The organism is Schlesneria sp., assembly GCF_036405755.1.
Lineage (GTDB): Bacteria > Planctomycetota > Planctomycetia > Planctomycetales > Planctomycetaceae > Schlesneria > Schlesneria sphaerica.
In genome coordinates, this window is sequence record NZ_DASWWZ010000270.1 from 1 (window position 1) to 18,771 (window position 18,771).

The window sequence follows — 18,771 nt, forward strand, 5'->3', positions numbered from 1 at the left end:
GCAGGTGCAGGACAACAAGCTGTCGCTTTACGGCAAGGTCTCTTCATCCGTCCCCTCAGATGCACGTCTGATCCATCAGGAATATCAGGTGGGACACTTCCTGCGGTCGTTCATCCTGAGTGATGAAGTGGATCACGAGCGGATCTCGGCCAAGTTGAATCAAGGTGTGCTCGAGGTGATTCTGCCCCGGTTGGCGAAACCCGAACCACGGCGAATCCAGATCCAGACCGACTGAATATGGTGAATCACAGGACGCGATCATGCCCGGGCTCTCAGGGGACCAGCACGACGCGTCCTACAGGGGACAATTCTCCTGCCCGATCCGCCCCCCTCACCCGTTGGCCGCCGCACGCGAGCTCGGCACGGCCCCGCGTTCGGGGAACACTGGACGCATTCGCCCCTTGCGCGGGCGGGCCGACAGTTATTCCCGTGAATCGACAAACCGCTGATGCCACAGTTCAAACACCAGCAGCAGCCAGAGGCGGGGACTATGGTCCCATTTCCCGCTCATGTGTTCCTCGAGTAATCGCCGGACGGCAGCGGGGTCGAAGTAGCCCCGGTTCAGGCAGCGGGGGTCGAGCAGTGTCTCCGTCAGGTACTCCCGCAGCGAATTGCGGAACCAGTAGTCGAGCGGAACGCCGAACCCCATCTTCCGACGCGTTTGAATCGACGCCGGCAGCAGTTCAGAAAATGTGCTGATCAGGATCTGCTTACCCCGTCTTCCCTGCAGCTTCCACTTGCGCGGCATTCTCGCGGCCAGTTCCACCACGCGATGATCGAGGAAGGGGCTGCGGCACTCCAGGCTGAAGGCCATGCTCGCGATATCGACCTTCGTGAGGATGTCGCACGGCAGGTACGTTTCGGCGTCGACACAACAGGTCCGCTGGACCATGTCAGACTCCGAACAGCGGGCATAGCTGTCGAGGATGAACGACGCTCCGTCATAGCCTCCCAGCGTCTCCCGAAAATCCTGCGAGAAGAGTTCAGCGCGGCGAGAATCGTCGAAGATGCTGATCCAGTTCGTATACCGCCGCTGAGCCGTCTGACTGAGCCCCGCGAGAAATCGCTTCAAGTGCCTGAGTCGGGATTTCTGCTGACCTGATGTGGGAACCTGTTGCCAGAACGAAGACGCAATCAGGCTTCTAAGTGGGGTGGGCAGGCTGTCGACTCGCGCCGCCAGATCAACGGCCTGATAGCGATCATAACCGGCGAACAGTTCATCACTGCCATCTCCAGTCAGGGCGACAGTCACCTGTTGCCGTGTCAGTTGCGACAGATAGAGCGTCGGGATGGCAGAGCTGTCCGCGAACGGTTCGTCATAGTGCCATGTCAGCTTCGGCAGCATCTCGACCGAGGTTGGATCAACAACAAACTCGTGATGGTCGGTCCCCAGATGCGCCGCTGCCTCGCGGGCATAGCTCCGTTCGTCGAAGCGTTTCTCCGAGAAGCCGATCGAAAATGTCTGAATGGGCCGATCCACATGCTGCTGCATCAGCCCGGCAATGATCGTAGAGTCGACTCCCCCGGACAGAAAAGCTCCGAACGGAACATCGCACCGCATGCGGATTCGAACGGCCTCTCTGAGTGTCTCACGCAGGTCGGCCGCCCATTCTTCCCGGCTTCGCTCCCGCACTGAACTCGCAGCCGCAGCCGATTCAGGCCGAGCGAAGGGGGCTTCCCAGTATCGCTGCACGGTCAATTCGCCGGTATCCGCATGAAACTCGGCCCAGTGAGCGGGGGATAGTTTGGCATAGCCCCGAAAGATGCTGCGTGGATGGGGGACGTATTGCAGCGTGACAAAGTCGGCCACGGCCCGCGGGTCAATCTCGCGCGTCGCACCGGGGACCCGCAGCAGGGCTTTGAGTTCGCTGGCGAACGTGAACTGCCCCCCCGCAAGTCGGTACACCAGCGGCTTTTGTCCCATGCGATCGCGAGCGAGAAACAGCGTGCGACGACGATCGTCCCAAATGGCGAACGCAAACATCCCACGCAGATGCGACACACAGTCTCGCCCCCATTGCTCGTAGGCATGGACGATGCATTCCGTATCCGAGGACGTCCGGAACCGGTGACCAAGCGCTTCCAGTTGCGGCTTCAGCTCACGGTAGTTGTAGACTTCACCGTTAAAAGCGATCCAGACAGTCTCGTCCTCGTTGGACATCGGTTGATGACCGCCGGAGAGATCAATGATGGAGAGCCGACGAAAGCCGAGCGCCGCTCCTCCCCCCTGGGTTCCATTCGACGAGGCGAAGTAGACTCCCGCGTCGTCAGGCCCCCGATGGATGAGAGCTTCTGTCATGCGCTGCAAAGTCTGTTCGCTGAGCGGCGCAGCTCCCTGAGTCCAACTCCCGCCAGCAATCCCACACATGAAATCGGTTCTCAGAGGCTACGATACAAGGCTGCGTACGCATCCACCATACGCGAAACACTGAACGAGTGTTGAATCCGTTTGAGACCATCCTGGCCCAGTGACTCGCCTAATCCGGGTTCATCAATCAGTCGACGCAGGAACTGCATGTAACCGACCGTGTCCGCCAGTTTCGGCAGAAATCCGGTCTCGCCCTGCACGACCAGTTCCCGGTTCGCCGGAATGTCACTCGCGACCACAGGCAGCCCGACAGACATCGCTTCCATCACGCTGTTCGACATTCCTTCGAAGCTGCTGGCCAGACAGAACACATTGAACAGGTTTAACCAGCGCCCGGCATCGGCCCGGTGTCCCAGGAACCGAACATGCTCCGTGCAGTCAACGGCCCGTGTAAACCGTTCCAGCCGCTCGCGCTCGGGACCATCCCCCACCAGCACCAGATACAGGTTGGGTCGGATTTGTCGCAACGTCTCCACGGCCCAGATCAAATCCTCGACGCGCTTTTGTTTTGCGAGCCGGCCGATGTACCCCGCAACGAAGGCGTCCGCAGGAAGCTGCAGTTCTTCCAGCAGGGTCTGCCGCAGCGTCGCACGATCCGCAGAGGGCGCGGCAGGGACTTCGATCCCGTTGGGAATGCAGACCAGTTTCTCGTTCGGAATCCCCAGCTCGCGGTAGAACTCCACGACACTGGGCGAGTTACCCACTAACCGATCCGTCTTCTCGATCAGTCGTCGATCCAGCCAGAGCTGCCAACCCGCTTTCCACCGATCGACACAGCGTTCAGAAACGACCACCTTTGCATCGGGAATCGCTCCTCGGCACAAGCGACCATAACTGTTGGCGGCAAACAGCCAGGTGTGCAGGATCGATGGTTGCAGTCGCTTGAGTTCCGTGCGGAGTCGCATAAAGGCGAACGGATCAAATTTGGAGCGTTTGCCGATGATCGTGAGCGGAATTCCCGCCGCACGTAAGTCCTCTTCCCAGGGACCGCCGCGGGTCAGCGCGATGACGGAAACATCAAATTCCTCTTTCGGCAGTCCGGTCGCCAGCAGTGCGAGTTGCTTCTCGGCTCCGGAACGGTCGAGGGTCGGAATCAATAAGACCAGACGAATCTTGGACACGGTATTTTCATATCGGGAAGGTGCAACGCGGAAATCCGCGCCAAGTCTAATCAGGTCGTCGAAAGAGTGCCAATCGTGCATCCCGCCGGTTCGACATCACAGTGCCCCGCTGATCCGCAATCCGCCGCTGAGACAGATCCACCTCAACTGGTGGGGAACGCGATTCTTGCCTTTTTTGGGACGGGACACGGGGCGAGTGCGGCAAACAAAAGGGCGATCAATCCGTGAATCTGCCCCCTGCGGTATGGACATCAGGCGAGTCGCAATCGACGATATGTCGTTCACTGCAGCGACCTGTCCCCCGATAGAATAGCCGGCCTATTACGACTTGGACTTCCCATGGATTCTCCCGTGTTCGACGACTCGCCCATGCCGGACCCGCCAGTGGAATTCGTGAACACGCACTCCCCGGTCAGGAGATCGCGCGGTTGGACTTGGCTGGCGTGGGTCGCGATCATTCTCACCGTTGTCCTGATGGCCCTGCCGCTGCAACTGAGCGATGATCCCACGGCGACAGATTCGTCCATCGCCATCCAGACGATTCAAGCGCGCTATCTGGTGGGTGCAGCGTCGATCTTTCCGGAGAATCGGGAACTCCTGCTGCAGCAACTCGATGAGATGTTCGGGCACGGTCCCGTCACGCATCAACTGATTGGAGCCGTCCTGGTCGGGGAATTGATTGGGCCTGAAGAAGCAATTGAAGTCATTGATGACATCGATTCGCAAATCGAAGTCGGTTCGCTGAAGGCGTCCGCCGAAGATACAGAGGCAGTCCATTTTCTGACAAAACTTCAGACTTCCCGGATCGGTAAACAGAACGGGGAGGAACCAATTTCTCCCGAGCAGCTGCAATCTGGCCGAACTCTGCTGCAGGAACGGCTCGGTTGGGTCGGCCGGCTGGCGATGACACCTCCGGACAGCGACGACCACACCGAACGCAAAAACTTAAAGGAACAGGCACGCCGTTCCTTGTTTACCATTATGGGCGCGTTCGGACTGGCTCTCGTCGCCTTTCTCGTCGGTACCCTGATTCAGTTAACCTTCTGGGGCCTGGCCATTGGGGGCTGGTTGAAGTCGGGAATCCGTCCATTGGCAGGGGACTCGGGCATCTATGCCGAGACTTTTGCCTTGTGGATGGTGGTCTTCGTCACACTGAATGTTGTCGTGCTCTTCCTGCCGCTTCCGAGCCGCAGCATGGTCTGGCTGTTCATTCCGCAGGTCGGCAGCCTCGGCGTGCTGGCGTGGCCGGTCCTGAGAGGCCTCCGCTGGTCAGACGTCCGTCGAGATGTGGGGCTGACCTTTCAGCCTCAAGCCTGGTCTGCTCCGTTTGTCGGTATCGGTGCCTACCTCGCCGCGGCCCCCGTAGTCGCTGCTGCAATGGTGGTGACGTTCCTGCTGATCTTCCTGATCAGCTTGACCAGTGGCGCGGAAGAAGCCGTGGCAGAACCGGGACACCCGATTGTCGATCATATCCTGCGAGGAAGCTGGACAACAAAAATCCAGCTCATGTGCGTCGCCATCTTTGCCGCGGTCCCGGAAGAAATCATGTTCCGCGGCTTCCTGTATCGGCATCTGCGGGCCGCCAGCGAGAACTGGGGTTACGTGCCGAGTGTTGCGTTCGCGACTTTGTTCAACAGTTTCCTCTTCGCCATCATCCATCCTCAGGGATTACTCGGCCTGCCGATTCTGATGGGGCTGGCGACCGTCTTCTCACTCGTCCGCGAATGGCGGGGTTCACTGGTTCCGTGCATGATCACTCATGCTCTCGTGAATGCCGGAACGACGACACTCCTGCTGCTGGTCACCGAATAGACCGGCGGGTCAGGCAAACTGGAAATCCACAAAACGTCGACTTCGATCAGGTATTCTCGAACCACCCGATTGCACGGCACAGTTCAAATTGAGCCGTGTTGTAATCAATGACAGCGTTGAGATACGCCAGACGGGCAATCGCCAGAGCCTGCACCGACTGCAGCGACTCGATCGGCAGTCCCTGGGCGTTCTTGATGCGTTCCGTATTCAACTGATACGAGCGTTCCGCCGCGATGATCCCTTTGCGGCTGTACTCAATCCGCTTTTCTCGTTCGGTCACTTTGGCATGAAACTCCACGACCTCGCGCGCCACCTGATCCATCAGCGCGAGCTGCCGTTTCTGGTTCTGCCTGACCACCGAGGCAGCTTCTCCCCGGGCAGCCCGCTCGCCCACCCCCAGGTTTCGAACCTCCCAGAAGGCCAGGGCGTCGACGTCGAGTCGGTCGTTGGTATTTCCGATCGTGCTCCCTAGTCCACCCCCGAACGCACCGTAGCTCATGCCGAGCAGAACACTCGGGATGAGAGGGGCATACTTTTCACGATTGAGTCGCTCAACCGCTTCACAGACCAGGTGCTGCTGCTCGGCCAGTTCCGGACGGCGTGTGAGTGCGGTCGCCACCAGCGACGCGGGGGTCTCATTCTTATCCAGCAGGGCCAATGGAGCGACAACCGGCTCGTTTGTCGAAATGCGGACCGATTGATCCCCGTGCAGCAGTTGGATCAAGCGTGCTGATGCGACCCGTACCCCTTCCACACCTGCCGCCACCTCTGCCTCACGAACCCCCTGTTCCGCCAGCATTCGTTCATAATCCGATCGAAGTCCCTGACCTGTCTCTGCATAGCTACCGGTCAACTCTGCCAGCTTCTTCGTGTTGAACAGGGCTTCTTCGGCAATCGCCAGGCTTTGTTCCGCACGCAGCAGCTCAAGATAGGCGACCGCCGTATTTCGCAGGACGTCGTTCCGAGCGGCCGTCGCCCCGAACTGTCGTGAAGCCGCCTGATGTTCCGTGATGCGTGGCTGGAAAATGGCGTCGGTTGTGTGGAATTGGGCCACGACTCCCGGAATGGTCGGTGAACCCGACCCCGCTCCTGCCGAGGCTCCGAGCCCCCCGTAGGCATTCGTCTTATTCGTGCTGAACACGTTTCCGAGCACGTCCTGGACTTCACCTTCATGGTGATAGTAGTTCGCACCGGCTCGCAGGGACGGCAGCCACAGTCCTTGAGCACGATCAACCCGGGCGTAGGACTCAAGAATTCGCTCGCGGGCGAACGCCACGTTCGGGTTCTGGGCATCGGCCAGCGACAACACGTGATCGAGACTGAGCGGATAGCCGGGAGGGAGCGACTCTTCGACGTCGACGATCGTTCGATCCCGAATGGAGTCGGACGAGCGATCGTCGTCCCCTTCACCTGTTGGCTCGGGTGGTGCATCCTCGGATGCGTCGAATGAGTCAGAGTCCTCCCGGGAATCAGCCGCGAGGACGATCGTCGAGCGGTCCTCGGCCGGTTCACTGGAAGTTCTGGCAGAGCTGACACTCCGAATCGACGATTCCTCGGTAGCCTGGGTGTGAGCCGGATCCTGCGACACCACCAGGTCTTTCGACAATCGAACCTTACGCGTCGTCACCACGCCGTCGGCCGATTCGGCCGTGACCGGTGTGCTCGCCGCTTCTGCTCGATCCCCCTCATCTTTGGAGGGGACGTGCCAGGTCTTCGGAGAATGGTCTCGCTGAACGAGGGTGTTCGTTCTTGACGAGGCGCAACCTGCCAGACAAAAGATGAGCGCCATCGCGCTCCCGTTTCGCCAACTCATGAGATCCCTCTCCCTGACGCTGTCCATCCTGGACTTGTCTATTACTAATCGACTTCCGCTCAATTCATCGCACTTGGAAACCGAATTCCCGGTCACAATTCAGGCAACGATTATTCCGACTGTAACGATTCATCCGCCTCTCACGGCGATTGCTCGGGGTTCGTGCCGGCCAGCGGCGTTAACCGCCCCCACCACTGCCACTCCGTCTCTCTCGCACGATCACCGCAGAATCAGGCGGGCAAGACTGCTGCTGTTGCATCGGACTCGACTGACACGGCTGGTACCGCAGGTTTCTTTTCATCACGCACCATGAGCGAAAACAACGCTGGTAATACGAAGAGTGTCGCCGGTTCCCCCGCCAGCAACCCGCCGAGAATCGCGCGGGCGAGCGGTGCATTGGCTTCACTCCCATGTTCCAGAGCCAGCGCTGCGGGGACCATCGCAAAGAACGCCGCCAACGCCGTCATCGTCACGGGACGAACACGAATCGCTGCCGCTTTTCGGATCGCCTCGGTCGGAGACAGCCCCTCTTTCTGACGAAGTTCCTGCGCGAAGTCCGTCATCAGAACAGTGTTCGCCACCTTGATCCCCACCACGAAGATAATTCCCAGCAGAGACTGCACATTTAGTGCAGTCCCGGTGAAGTAGAGCATCGGAATCACGCCCCCCAGCGAAATCGGGACGGTCAACATCACGGTCAGCGGAACAATGAACGACCGCCCCAGGGCCACCATCAGGAAGTACATCAACAGCGACGCCAGGATCAACCCATACCCCAGACTGGTGAACGTCAACTGCATCTTGGCATACTCACCCGCCATTATGATCTTGGACCCCGTGAGCAGTTGAGATTCCCCTGGGTGCCGCGGGTCGAAGGTCGACCACGTTCCATTGCTGATCGGCTTCCCGTACTTGTGCAGAATCTTCGTCACGTCGTCCGCAACTTCACCCAGGCTTCGACCGTCCACGTTCAGCGTCAAATCGGTCGTCGGCTGAATGTTTGAGTGAGTGATCTCCGAAGGGACAGTCGTCCGCGTAATCGTCGCGACCGACCGCAGCGGCACGGGCGAAGACTGCTGCGAACTGGTGATCGGAATATCGAGCAGCGTGTCGATGGATTTGATGTCGTCCTCGGGATACTGCACACCGACGTAGTACTGGTTGCGGGAGACCGGATCGATCCAGAAGTTGCGTTTGTTGAATGCGATGCTCGAATTACATGCCGCCACGACATTTTTCATCACATCCTGCTGAGTGAGCCCCAGCGCGGCCGCTTTGGAACGATCCACACTGATCGTCAGCTGCGGGTAGTTCAATCGCTGGATGATGCGTGCATCGACCACCCCCGGAACCTCAGCAATCTCTCGGCGGATTTGCTGTGCCACTTCGTTCGTCAGTTGCTGGTTTTTTCCCGTCACCTGGATATTGATCGGCGTCGACTTTCCTTCATTCAACGCACTTCGCACCATCCCCCCGGCATCGAATGAGAACTCAAGCTGTGCAAACTCGGCATGAGTAGCAAACGCGTGGCGCAGCTCGCGGACGTAGTGCTGAGCAGTATGTTTGTGGTGCTGATTCAGCTGCACTTTCACCAGTGCATCCATGGGACCTGCGTTGGGGGTGTAGGCAGCCGAGATATCAGGCGTCACTCCGATCTGAGCGACGACCATCTGCAGATCATGTTCGGGAATCACTTCCCGGATGAGATGCTCGACCTTTTCGACCGCCAGCTCCGTTTCCTCGATTCGCGTCCCGGTAGGTGCTCGCACCGTGAATTCGAAGGCCCCCGCATCGACTTCGGGAAAGAACTCGCGTCCCAGTCGCGGCCCCAAGAAGACTGTAATCAGGACGACCGCCGCAATCGCTCCCCCAATTGTGGCCACACGTTGCTTCAGCACACCATCCAGCAAGCGAACATAGCCGGCAATCACGCGATCGATCAGCCGTTCCCACCGTGCAAAAAGTCCACCGCCGTGTCCTCCCTGCGAACCATGTCCGTCGTGTGTGGCATGCGGCTTCAGCATCAGAGCACTGAAGGAGGGAACCAGCGACTGCGACAGGATGTAGGCGGCCACCATCGCGAAGAACACCGCCAGCGTCATGGGACCGAACAGAAACTCACCAATACTCGGAACCATCACCAGAGGTGTCAGCACCAGGAACGTACACAGCGTCGACACCAATGCCGGCATGGCCACTTCGCTGGAACCGAGATAACTGGCCCGCAGCACCGGCACTCCCAGCGACATATGACGGTGCGTATTCTCCAGACAGATAATCGCGTTATCGACGAGCGGACCGATCGCCAGGGCGAGCCCCGCCAGCGTCATCACGTTGATCGTCTGGCCGCTGGCGTATAGACAACCGATGGCGGCCAGCACCGACAGCGGGATGGTGATCACAGCAATCAGTGTCATTCGCCACTGACCGAGAAACATCAGGATGACCAGTGAGCACAAGATGGCACCCAGAATCCCTTCCTGAACCAGTGCCGAAATCGAACTCCGCACGTAGACCGACTGATCCATCACCAACTGCAGGTTCACATCCGACTTGCTGAGTCGGGATTGCATTTCGGGAAGCTGTCTTCGAATCTCATCAACAACGCTCAGCGTACTGGCACCCCGTTGCCGGTAGACCGGTACGTACACTTGTCGACGCCCATTCACCCGCACGACGTTCGTTTGAATGAATGACGAATCATTGGGGTCCGCCACATCCCGCAGGAACGACGGATTCCCAAAGTTGTTTCGCAGCGGAATCTCTTCCATCTGATCGACATAGTCATACATCGAGTTCGAAGCGATGGCATAATCGGTCCCCCCGATCTTCACACTCCCTGTGGGCAGGAAGATGTTGTAATTGTCCATCGACTGCATAACGTCGGTCGGGGCCAGTTGTCGCGACTGCATCTTGATGCGGTCCAGATACAGCATGACCGCCCGAATCTTTCCCCCATACACCACCGGAGCAATCGCGCCGGGGATGTTCATCAGCATGTTGCGCACTTCGTAACGCGCGACGTCGTACAGCACCTGTTCGGATTCGGTCGGGCTGTCCAGAGCCACCAGCGCGATCGGAACCGTACTGCTGGGGTCGTAAGGCAACACCACGGGCGGCAACGTCCCGGGAGGAAGCGTCGGGAATTCCCACTGAGCCAGCGAATTGTCTTCGGTCAACGCACCGCTGGGGTCGGTCCCGTTCTGAAAGAAGTTGCGGACAATACTCACGCCGACAATTGAACGGGATTCCTGACGAGCCACCCCGCTCGCCATGCCCGTCCCACGCTCCATGCGGTTTGTAATACTCTTTTCGACCCCGACAGCAGGCATCCCGCCGTAGAAGGTCAGTACCTGGACAGCCGGGTTCTTGAACACCGGCAGAATATCGATGGGAATCCACTGAAGTGTCAGCACACCCATGACCAGAATCGCCAGTGAAAACACGGTCACTGCGTACGGGTTAGCCAGAGAACCACGAATGAGACTATTCATAACGGCCCGTTTTCGGTGGGGAGGTGGGCGGAAGAACTGCAGGACAGGGACTAGGAACGGGACGCTTCTGCGTGCACTTCAGTTCCATCAGAGAGTCCTGCGGGAGGACGCACGATGACATTGTCTTCCGCCGTCACGCCGTCAAGGATCTCGACGTTGACGCCGTCGTGAGCTCCGATCGAAATCGATTCCTTTCTCGCCACACCGTCGCGTACGATGAAGACTTGTCCTTTTCCTGCAGCAAGATCCCCCACCAGACAGACGGAAGGAAGTGTCAACGTCTTGGCACTGGGTTCGAGCTGGATCTGCATTCTGCCGTACATCTGATCCACGATTGCTCCATCCTCATTGGGCAGATCGACCTCCGCTCGCATGCTCCGCGTGTTACGATCTTCCGAGTAAGCGATACGGGAAAGTGTCCCCGCAAAGACGCGGCCCGGCAGCGAGTCGAACTCGATGGAGACTGCATCCCCTACATGGGCATAAGGGACTTCCTTATCGGGGATATAGACGACCACGCGAACCAGACTGGTACGGGCCACGACGAACATCGGGGGTCCGTTCCCCTTTTCCGCCGACCGGATGAAGTCGCCACGGTGATAGTTTCGTACCGTGATCACACCGTCGTAGGGACTGACGATCTCGGCGAACGAGGCATAGAGCTTCGCTTTGTTGAGCGCCGCAGTGGCGACATGCGCATGCGCCTTCGCGGCGGACACGTCCGCATCAGCCAGATCGGTCTGAGCCTGTGCGGCAGCAATCTGTTCCCGCGAGGTCAGCACCGCCGCTTCGGCCGACTGAACTCCTGCCTCGACGGATTGCAACTGAAACAGTTTCTCATCCACCAGCGCCGCCTGGACGCTGTCAGATTTATTCAATGCCTTGAATCGCTGATATTCCTTTTCGCGGAACGTATGTTCGGCCACCCAGCGTCCCCGGTCCGCGATCGCTTTCGCATGCGTTGCTTCAGCGACCCGCTGTCCAATCACCGCAGCGGCCTTGCGTGCTTCCGCCTGTTTGACGGCCGCCAGGGTCTGCTCGCGCGTCGCTTCCGCGTGCTCGATGTCACTTTCCAGTTCGGGTACCGCGATGCGGGAAAGAACTTGGCCTTTCTCCACGGGTGAGCCGATGTCAACGTTCTGCTCTTCCAGATAGCCTGACACCTTCGCGAACAAGTCTGCATGGTCATGCCAGTGGGCAGAGCAGGGGAGAGACGTCTGTCGCGCCGCACCACCCGCTTGGGCTCGCGTGGTGGTCACGCGTGTCACCGTAGAGGGAGCGGTCGCTGGCTTACCGTGCGGCACCGCAGGCTGAGCGGCGTCCGACGACACACGAAAATAATTGATCGCTCCAACCGCGCCCGCAGCCAACACCGCCCCGAAGATCCATGTTCGTTTGCGAATTGCGTTTGCCATCGATCTCAATCCCCCGGGGGTCAGCGTTTCATCATCTAATCCCCCTCTATGCAGTAAGTATGCCGAACCTACAGTTGGACCGACGGCGGAAATCCAAACCACCAAACGATCGAAATTACGACAGTTTACGGTCCTACACTTGCGACGATTTCAGCTTTCTCCTCAACCTCGACTCATGACTTAACGACCTGTGGCAACGACGAATGAGAGTGGACAAATTCTGTCCCGTAACAGAGAGAAATCTGTCCACCGGCGAGTCTCCGACGAGAAAGCTGGCCTCACTCGTTCCCGCTGTGGGACGGCGTTCCTGCTGGCCGGGAACAGGTCTGATGAGAAAAAGCGGGTGGGTGTCGCAGCGATGGAAATGAGATTCACTATCATCAGCGATCTGAGCCTTGAGCCCCTGCGGGGGCATGACAGGCATCGCCAGGTTTACAAGGGCAGTTCATGTGGCGTCTGACACAACGCGTTCGTCTTCCGACCGTCGCACTGGGACTGCTCTGGATCGTCCACAGTGTGGCGACCACCATGTACGTCCCCTGGCAGAATCAGCGACAGCGCGCCGCACTCAGTTCGGTCCAGTCCACCGTGGAAACCGCACTTCGGATTCAGGAGAAGCTTTCGCAACTGCAGTCCCTGGCCGGGAAGCCGGACGGCAGAGCACAGACCACATCCCTGCAACAAGCGCTCTCCGCAGATATCGTGAAGCTCCAGGGGCAACTCGACGACCCCGCTTCCAAAGTCCTGCTGGCCAGAATGGCCACATGGGTCGACACCTGGGATCCCACGACGAACGACCCGAAAGACTCGTCCGACTTACAGGATCTGATTGTCGACTGCCAGCAGTTCATTCGCTCTGAACAGGTTCATCTGCTCGACGCCGTCGATCAGCGCAGCCGCACCGACGTCGCGGTCATGGTGGTCCGAGCGGTGCTACTCGTACTGGGATTGGCGATCGGCCTGGGTCTGGCAGTCTGGATGTCACGCAGTCTCACGCGATCACTCTCCCAGATCAGCGTGACACTCCGCAGCGTGGAAGGAAATCTCGACACCGACCTGGGACACATCAACGTGATCTCGGATGTCCCGCCGGAAGAGTTATCTCTGATCGAAACTCAGGTCGATCACGTCGTCCGCAATCTTCGACGAGTCGCCGATGAATTACATGAAACCCGACAGGGGATGCTGCGAGCGGAACGGCTTGCGGCGGTCGGTGAAGTTGCCGCAGGCGTCGCCCACGAAATTCGTAATCCGCTGACATCGGTCAAACTTCTGATCCAGCGTGCGGCAGAACGAACTCCGGTTCATTCCCTCACCGAAGAACAACTCCACGTCCTGCTCGAGGAAGTCTCCAGAATGGAGAACACCGTTCAGGGACTTCTCGACTTCGCCCGACCGGAAAAGCCGCACTACGTGAACTGCGAACTCTTGGCCATCGTCAAACGAACGCTGACACTGCTCGAAGGACGCCTCTATCAGAACCACATCAAACTGGTTATGGAAAACGGGAACACACATGCGTTACTGCACTGTGATCCGAGTATGATTCAGCAGGTGCTGGTGAATATCATTATCAACGCCATCGATTCGATGCCCGAGGGAGGTACGCTGACAGTACGGCAGTCGTGCGAGCCGGAAACGTCCTTTGCGGTCGTCGAGTTTTCTGATACCGGACCGGGAATCGAGTCTGCAGTCCTGGCAAGACTTTTTGAACCGTTTGTCACCACACGCGCCAATGGTTCGGGATTGGGACTGGCCATCAGCAAACGGCTCATTGAAGAGCAGGGTGGTACACTGACCGCGACAAACTTGCCTGGCGGCGGGGCCACATTCGTCGTTCGCTTGCCTCAGTCGCGCGAATCATATTGCAAGGAATAGAACGATGGGGAAGTTACTGGTCATCGATGACGAGCGAAATGTCCGTTTCAGTGTAGCGGACGTGTTCTCAGAAAGTGACATCGAAGTCCGAACCGCGGACAACGGTGAACAGGGCCTGCAACTGGTGACGGACTGGAATCCCGACGCCATTCTGCTCGACATCAAGCTTAAGCATGAATCAGGACTCGACGTCTTCAAGTCGATCCGCGAGATCGACCCCAAAGCAATCGTCATTCTGATGACGGGCTTCGGTACCTCGGAAGTCGCCATTGAGGCCATGAAGAACGGTGCTTTTGATTACGTGGTCAAACCTCTCGACATGAACCTGCTCCGCGATCTGGTCCGGCAGGCGTGTGACATTCGGCGAATGGTTCAGGTCCCCACGTTCATCAATCAGGCCGACCACCCTGAATCGCAACCACAACAGATCGTCGGCAGCAGTCCTTTGATGCGAAACGTCTTCAAGCAGATCGGCCGCGTCGCGCCGCAGAATGTCAACGTGCTGATCCTGGGGGAAAGTGGTACCGGCAAGGAACTCGTCGCCCGCGCGATCTATCAGCACAGTCGTCGCAGCCAGGGGCCGTTTCTGGCCATCAATTGCGCTGCCATCCCCGAAAACCTGCTGGAGAGTGAGCTGTTCGGACACGAGAAAGGGGCCTTCACGGGCGCGCATCAGCGCCGGATTGGCAAGTTCGAGCAGTGTGACGGAGGGACGTTATTTCTCGACGAAATCGGCGACATGGCCCCCGCAACCCAGGCGAAAATTTTAAGGCTGCTGCAGGACGGTTGTTTCGAACGAATCGGCGGAAACGAACTCGTCCAGTCGGATGTTCGGATTCTGGCCGCCACGAATCATGATCTTGATCAACTGATCAAGCAGGGACGATTTCGACGCGACCTGAATTATCGCCTGCGAGGCGTCACGATTACCCTGCCGCCGCTGCGGGAACGAAGGGAAGATGTCGCCGAACTGGCTCACCACTTCCTGTTCCGGTACGCCGCGGAAGTCGGTAGCCCCGTCCAGACGATCGCCCCCGAGACGCTCGATATCCTCACCCATTACTCCTGGCCCGGGAACGTCCGGGAACTGCAAAATATCATCCGGGGAGCACTCATCTCTGCAACCGGCACCGTGCTGTCCCCCGCTTTCCTGCCTGCCGAAATTCTGAACGAAGAAGAGGCCACCAACGACCTGAGCCTCGATCCGATTTCCGATGACCTCGCTTCCTGGAATGCCATCCCCGCGAAGGTTGATCGCTGGCTGATCGACGACGAAGTCGACATTTACAGGAAAGCCCTCGAGTACTTCGATCAGTACATCATCGGACGCGTGTTGCGCCACACGTCCGACAATCAGGCTCAGGCCGCAGATCGACTGGGACTCAGCCGCGTCACCGTCCGCAGTAAGCTGCGCGCGTTGATGGCGAAAGCAGAAAATCCCCCCCCACGCCAAGTTTGAAGTCAACTTTACGCCAGACATCCACCTTGCCAACGGCGGCAGCTTTCCTGTCGTTGACGCTCGAAATCATGCAACAACCCTGGACGCAGGTGGATCGGTTAGGCCCCTCGGCTCTCAACGCCGTATCAGTTCCGACTGCCTGAAGAGCGACCAGAACGGCATCATCTGCCGCTCGCGAACGGGTCGCCCGAACTCGTGCCCCGTTGCCGGAAAACAGGCACGAATGAATCTGCGCAACACAGGCAATCTAGCCTAACTCCACAAAGACTGCCAATTATTCTCAATCAATCGCTTACAAGACCTACACCATCTTCGCATGAGATTATGTGAGCCAATCAGAATTTCCGAAACATTCACTACAGAGGAAACTGCCGTCTCGTCGGGGGAGCCCAGTCCGTGGCCAACTGGAGTCTTCCCACCTGAATGACGGACCGCAGCGAATTCAGATCCTTCTTTGATGGACACCCCCATGCGATATGGAATCTCGATTGCGCCTTCGACTTCTGGTCGTCGCCGCTTTGTACAAGCCACTCTCGCAACTCTTCTCGCCGTCACAGGGATGGCATTTCACGCTCACAAAGTCTCTGCCTCGGAAGTCTTTGACGAACTTCGGGTCCGCATCGAAAAACTGGAAAAGGAGAACCGTGTTCTGCGTGCGGATATGGAATCGAGCGTCACGTCCGCGAATTTCGACGAGATGCCGCCACCCCCTCCCGGAGCGGCATTTTTCGCCGATCCCTATGACTCCGCCGCTCAGGAGGAACCCGAATCCGACGACGATCGACGCATCAATAGCCTGATTGAAAACTATTTGCGGCGTCACCCGGTCGCCGCCCCTCGCGACGACCACGCCCAGGACAGCAAGCTGAGTGCTGTGGAGTCGAAGATCGCAGGAGTTCTCGAGCGACTCAACAAGAAGACGTATCCCACCATTCAGATGAACGGTGCGTTCCAGGCCGATACCGGCTTCTTCATGCAAGATGCCAACAGCTTGCTCAGCTATGGCCACATTGCCAACGGTGCCGACTTCCGTCGTGCTCGACTCGGCGCAAAGGGTGCGATCAACGAGAACGTCAACTACGCGTTCCAGATGGACTTCGCCTTCTTCGGACGTCCCACCTTTACTGATGTCTACGTCGAACAGACCAACATCCCCTACCTCGGAACGGTCCGCATCGGTCAGTGGAAACAACCCTTCAGCCTGGAAGTCACCAGCAGCTATCGCTACACGACCTTCATGGAACGTTCCCTGCTGTTCCAGCCCTTCGACGCCTTTCGCCGGCTGGGGATTGGTTTCTACGATAATGCAGAGGACCTGTCAGCCACCTGGGCCGCTTCGGTCTTTGCCTCCGGTCAGGACCAGTTTGGAAACACCCTGTTTCAGAACCAGACGTCGAGTGGACTGTTCACCAACACCAATATGGGAGGTGTCGGTTCGGCGGAACGATTCACGTGGGTCCCTTACTGGGATGAGGCCTCGAAAGGAACCGACTACCTGCATCTGGGGGTCGGACACTACTTCAATGCACCTCCCGGACAGACGACCAGCTTCCGCACCATCCCCGAACTTTACATCGGTCAGTCCGCCAACGTCGTGAGCGGAGGAAGCAGCTTCCAGCCGGTTCCCGGCGGAGCAAACGGGACCCCGTTCTTCGTCAACACCGGGGCTCTGCCCGTAAACTTCTTCAACGTGCTCGGCACGGAACTGCTGTGGGTTCGCGGCCCTCTGTCGGTTCAGTCGGAAGGGATGGTCAATCTGGTGACCCAATCGGGCACCACCGCGGTCCTGCCCGGCTTTTACACTCAGGTCGGTTACTTCCTGACGGGCGAACATCGTCCTTATGACCGCAAACTGGGACAAATCGACCGGGTCATTCCCTTCAAGAACTTCAGCTTCACCAAGGATGGATGCAATACCGGCATGGGAGCTTGGGAAATCGCAGGCCGCATCTCGCACCTGGACCTGAACGACAAATCGATTCAGGGGGGAACCATTACTGACTACACTGCGGGCCTCAACTGGTACGTGAACCCCAACGTCAAGCTGGTGCTGAATTACATCCACTCCAGTTCCAACTACGCCGGAGTCGGCGGCGCCGCTCCCGTCGCAGGAGCCGTCAGCCGCCGCAACGAAACCGACATGATCGCCGCCCGCTGCCAGATGGATTTCTAATCCACGGGAACCCGGGTGTTCACACCGCGAGTCTTCACACAGCAAGCGAAAACCGGGGACAGTACACTCACGACTTGCCACCTGACGAAATGCTGAGTCCTGACTGACGGCTCCCTCCGGTCGCCGCATCGATGCGGTTGGCCGGGGGGCATCCGTTGCCAGAGAGTTTCCAGTCGATCCACACTCTGCCACCGTTCACAACCCCGAACTCGAATCCGCATGGGAAACACCCGCTCCATGAAAGTCCCCGTGTTGCTCTCCTGGAGTTCCGGAAAGGATTGTGCCTGGGCCCTGCACGTCTTGCGGCAGTCCCGCCAGTTCGAAGTGGTCGCCCTGGTGACCACCTATAACGAGGAACTCCAGCGAGTCGCCATGCACGGCGTCAGAATGGAACTCGTCCAGGCTCAGGCCAACGCGGCACAGTTACAACTTTGGACAATCCCGCTTCCCTGGCCCTGTCCCAATGAGATCTACGAAAGAGAACTGCAAAAGATCGTCAGACGAGCCCACGCCGAGGGGATCCGCGCGTTCGCTTTCGGTGATCTCTTCCTGAGCGACATTCGCACCTATCGTGAGCAGCAACTCAACGGATCAGGCATCGAACCGATCTTCCCTCTCTGGGGAACCCCCGCAGCGACGCCCCACCTGGCGCACGAGATGGTGAGTGCAGGTCTGCGCGCAACACTGACCTGCATCGACCCTCGGCAGCTTCCCTCCACCTTCGTCGGACGTGAGTTCGACCAGAGCCTGCTTGCCGAGCTTCCCCCTCACGTCGACCCCTGCGGCGAACAAGGCGAATTCCACACCTTCTGCCACACCGGCCCCATGTTCACGCACCCCATCCCCGTCTCCCTCGGCGAAACAACCGAGCGAGACAGCTTCCACTACATCGACCTGGTCGCCAGTCCACAGCGCCAGTAATGAGCGCCAGTCCACAGTGTCCGCTCGCCAGTGACCGCTCGACCAACGCACAAGCCTCCCAAGCTGCAACGCGCACCAACCCGGCACCAGCAGCAGGTGACGCACCCCGCGCATGCACCACCCCTCCGCACGTCAATGATTCCGCACGTCAATGATTTGATCCGCAGAGAACGCAGAGCGACGCAGATTCCAGGAACAAGAAATTAATCTGCGAAAATCCGCGAAATCCGCGGACCAAATCCTTCAAAGCCCTTCGGAGCGGCAAGACCGCGTTCGCCCCCAACTTCAGCCCCAACCCCTCTCAATCCAAGAATGCC

The 18,771-nt window shown here is 58.6% G+C and carries 11 protein-coding genes; 6 read left to right on the top strand and 5 right to left on the bottom strand.

Annotated elements, in window-relative coordinates:
- Positions 1 to 235: Hsp20/alpha crystallin family protein (locus tag VGE80_RS09440; RefSeq protein WP_440592477.1), on the top strand; the 235-nt coding region annotated here is incomplete at its 5' end.
- 186 nt (positions 236 to 421) lie between these two features.
- On the opposite strand, the gene asnB is transcribed toward VGE80_RS09440, so the two are convergent.
- Positions 422 to 2,368, bottom strand: a complete 1,947-nt coding sequence (asnB, locus tag VGE80_RS09445; RefSeq protein ID WP_440592478.1) for an asparagine synthase (glutamine-hydrolyzing) — start codon at positions 2,366 to 2,368, stop codon at positions 422 to 424.
- A gap of 11 nt (positions 2,369 to 2,379) precedes the next feature.
- Positions 2,380 to 3,489: a glycosyltransferase gene (locus tag VGE80_RS09450; RefSeq protein WP_440592479.1), complete on the bottom strand. Its 1,110-nt coding sequence runs from the start codon at positions 3,487 to 3,489 to the stop codon at positions 2,380 to 2,382.
- A 339-nt stretch (positions 3,490 to 3,828) separates the two neighbouring features.
- On the opposite strand from VGE80_RS09450, the gene VGE80_RS09455 reads away from it, so the two are divergent.
- The gene (locus VGE80_RS09455) at positions 3,829 to 5,301 is read left to right on the top strand and encodes a lysostaphin resistance A-like protein (protein WP_440592480.1); all 1,473 of its coding nucleotides are present in this window, start codon (positions 3,829 to 3,831) and stop codon (positions 5,299 to 5,301) included.
- 46 nt (positions 5,302 to 5,347) lie between these two features.
- On the opposite strand, the gene VGE80_RS09460 is transcribed toward VGE80_RS09455, so the two are convergent.
- The 3 genes from VGE80_RS09460 to VGE80_RS09470 form a co-directional block, all read right to left on the bottom strand.
- Positions 5,348 to 7,114: a TolC family protein gene (locus VGE80_RS09460; protein WP_440592481.1), complete on the bottom strand. Its 1,767-nt coding sequence runs from the start codon at positions 7,112 to 7,114 to the stop codon at positions 5,348 to 5,350.
- A 230-nt stretch (positions 7,115 to 7,344) separates the two neighbouring features.
- Positions 7,345 to 10,608 carry an efflux RND transporter permease subunit gene (locus VGE80_RS09465; protein WP_440592482.1) on the bottom strand — a complete coding sequence of 1,088 codons (3,264 nt, stop codon included), beginning with the start codon at positions 10,606 to 10,608 and terminating at the stop codon, positions 7,345 to 7,347.
- 50 nt (positions 10,609 to 10,658) lie between these two features.
- Positions 10,659 to 12,023, bottom strand: coding sequence for an efflux RND transporter periplasmic adaptor subunit (locus VGE80_RS09470; protein ID WP_440592483.1), 1,365 nt, complete (start codon positions 12,021 to 12,023; stop codon positions 10,659 to 10,661).
- A 447-nt stretch (positions 12,024 to 12,470) separates the two neighbouring features.
- Here VGE80_RS09470 and VGE80_RS09475 point away from each other — a divergent pair, with 447 nt between their 5' ends.
- From VGE80_RS09475 to VGE80_RS09490, 4 genes are all read left to right on the top strand, one after another.
- Positions 12,471 to 13,901 (top strand): ATP-binding protein, encoded by a 1,431-nt coding sequence (locus VGE80_RS09475; RefSeq protein WP_440592484.1) that lies wholly within the window; start codon positions 12,471 to 12,473, stop codon positions 13,899 to 13,901.
- Between the two features lie 4 nt (positions 13,902 to 13,905).
- Positions 13,906 to 15,360 (top strand): sigma-54-dependent transcriptional regulator, encoded by a 1,455-nt coding sequence (locus VGE80_RS09480; RefSeq protein WP_440592485.1) that lies wholly within the window; start codon positions 13,906 to 13,908, stop codon positions 15,358 to 15,360.
- Between the two features lie 469 nt (positions 15,361 to 15,829).
- Positions 15,830 to 17,533 carry an OprO/OprP family phosphate-selective porin gene (locus VGE80_RS09485; protein WP_440592486.1) on the top strand — a complete coding sequence of 568 codons (1,704 nt, stop codon included), beginning with the start codon at positions 15,830 to 15,832 and terminating at the stop codon, positions 17,531 to 17,533.
- Positions 17,534 to 17,770: 237 nt separating this feature from the next.
- A complete protein-coding gene (locus tag VGE80_RS09490) occupies positions 17,771 to 18,454 on the top strand; it encodes an ATP-binding protein (protein WP_440592487.1) in 684 nt (227 codons plus the stop codon).
- The last annotated feature ends 317 nt before the right edge of the window (positions 18,455 to 18,771 follow it).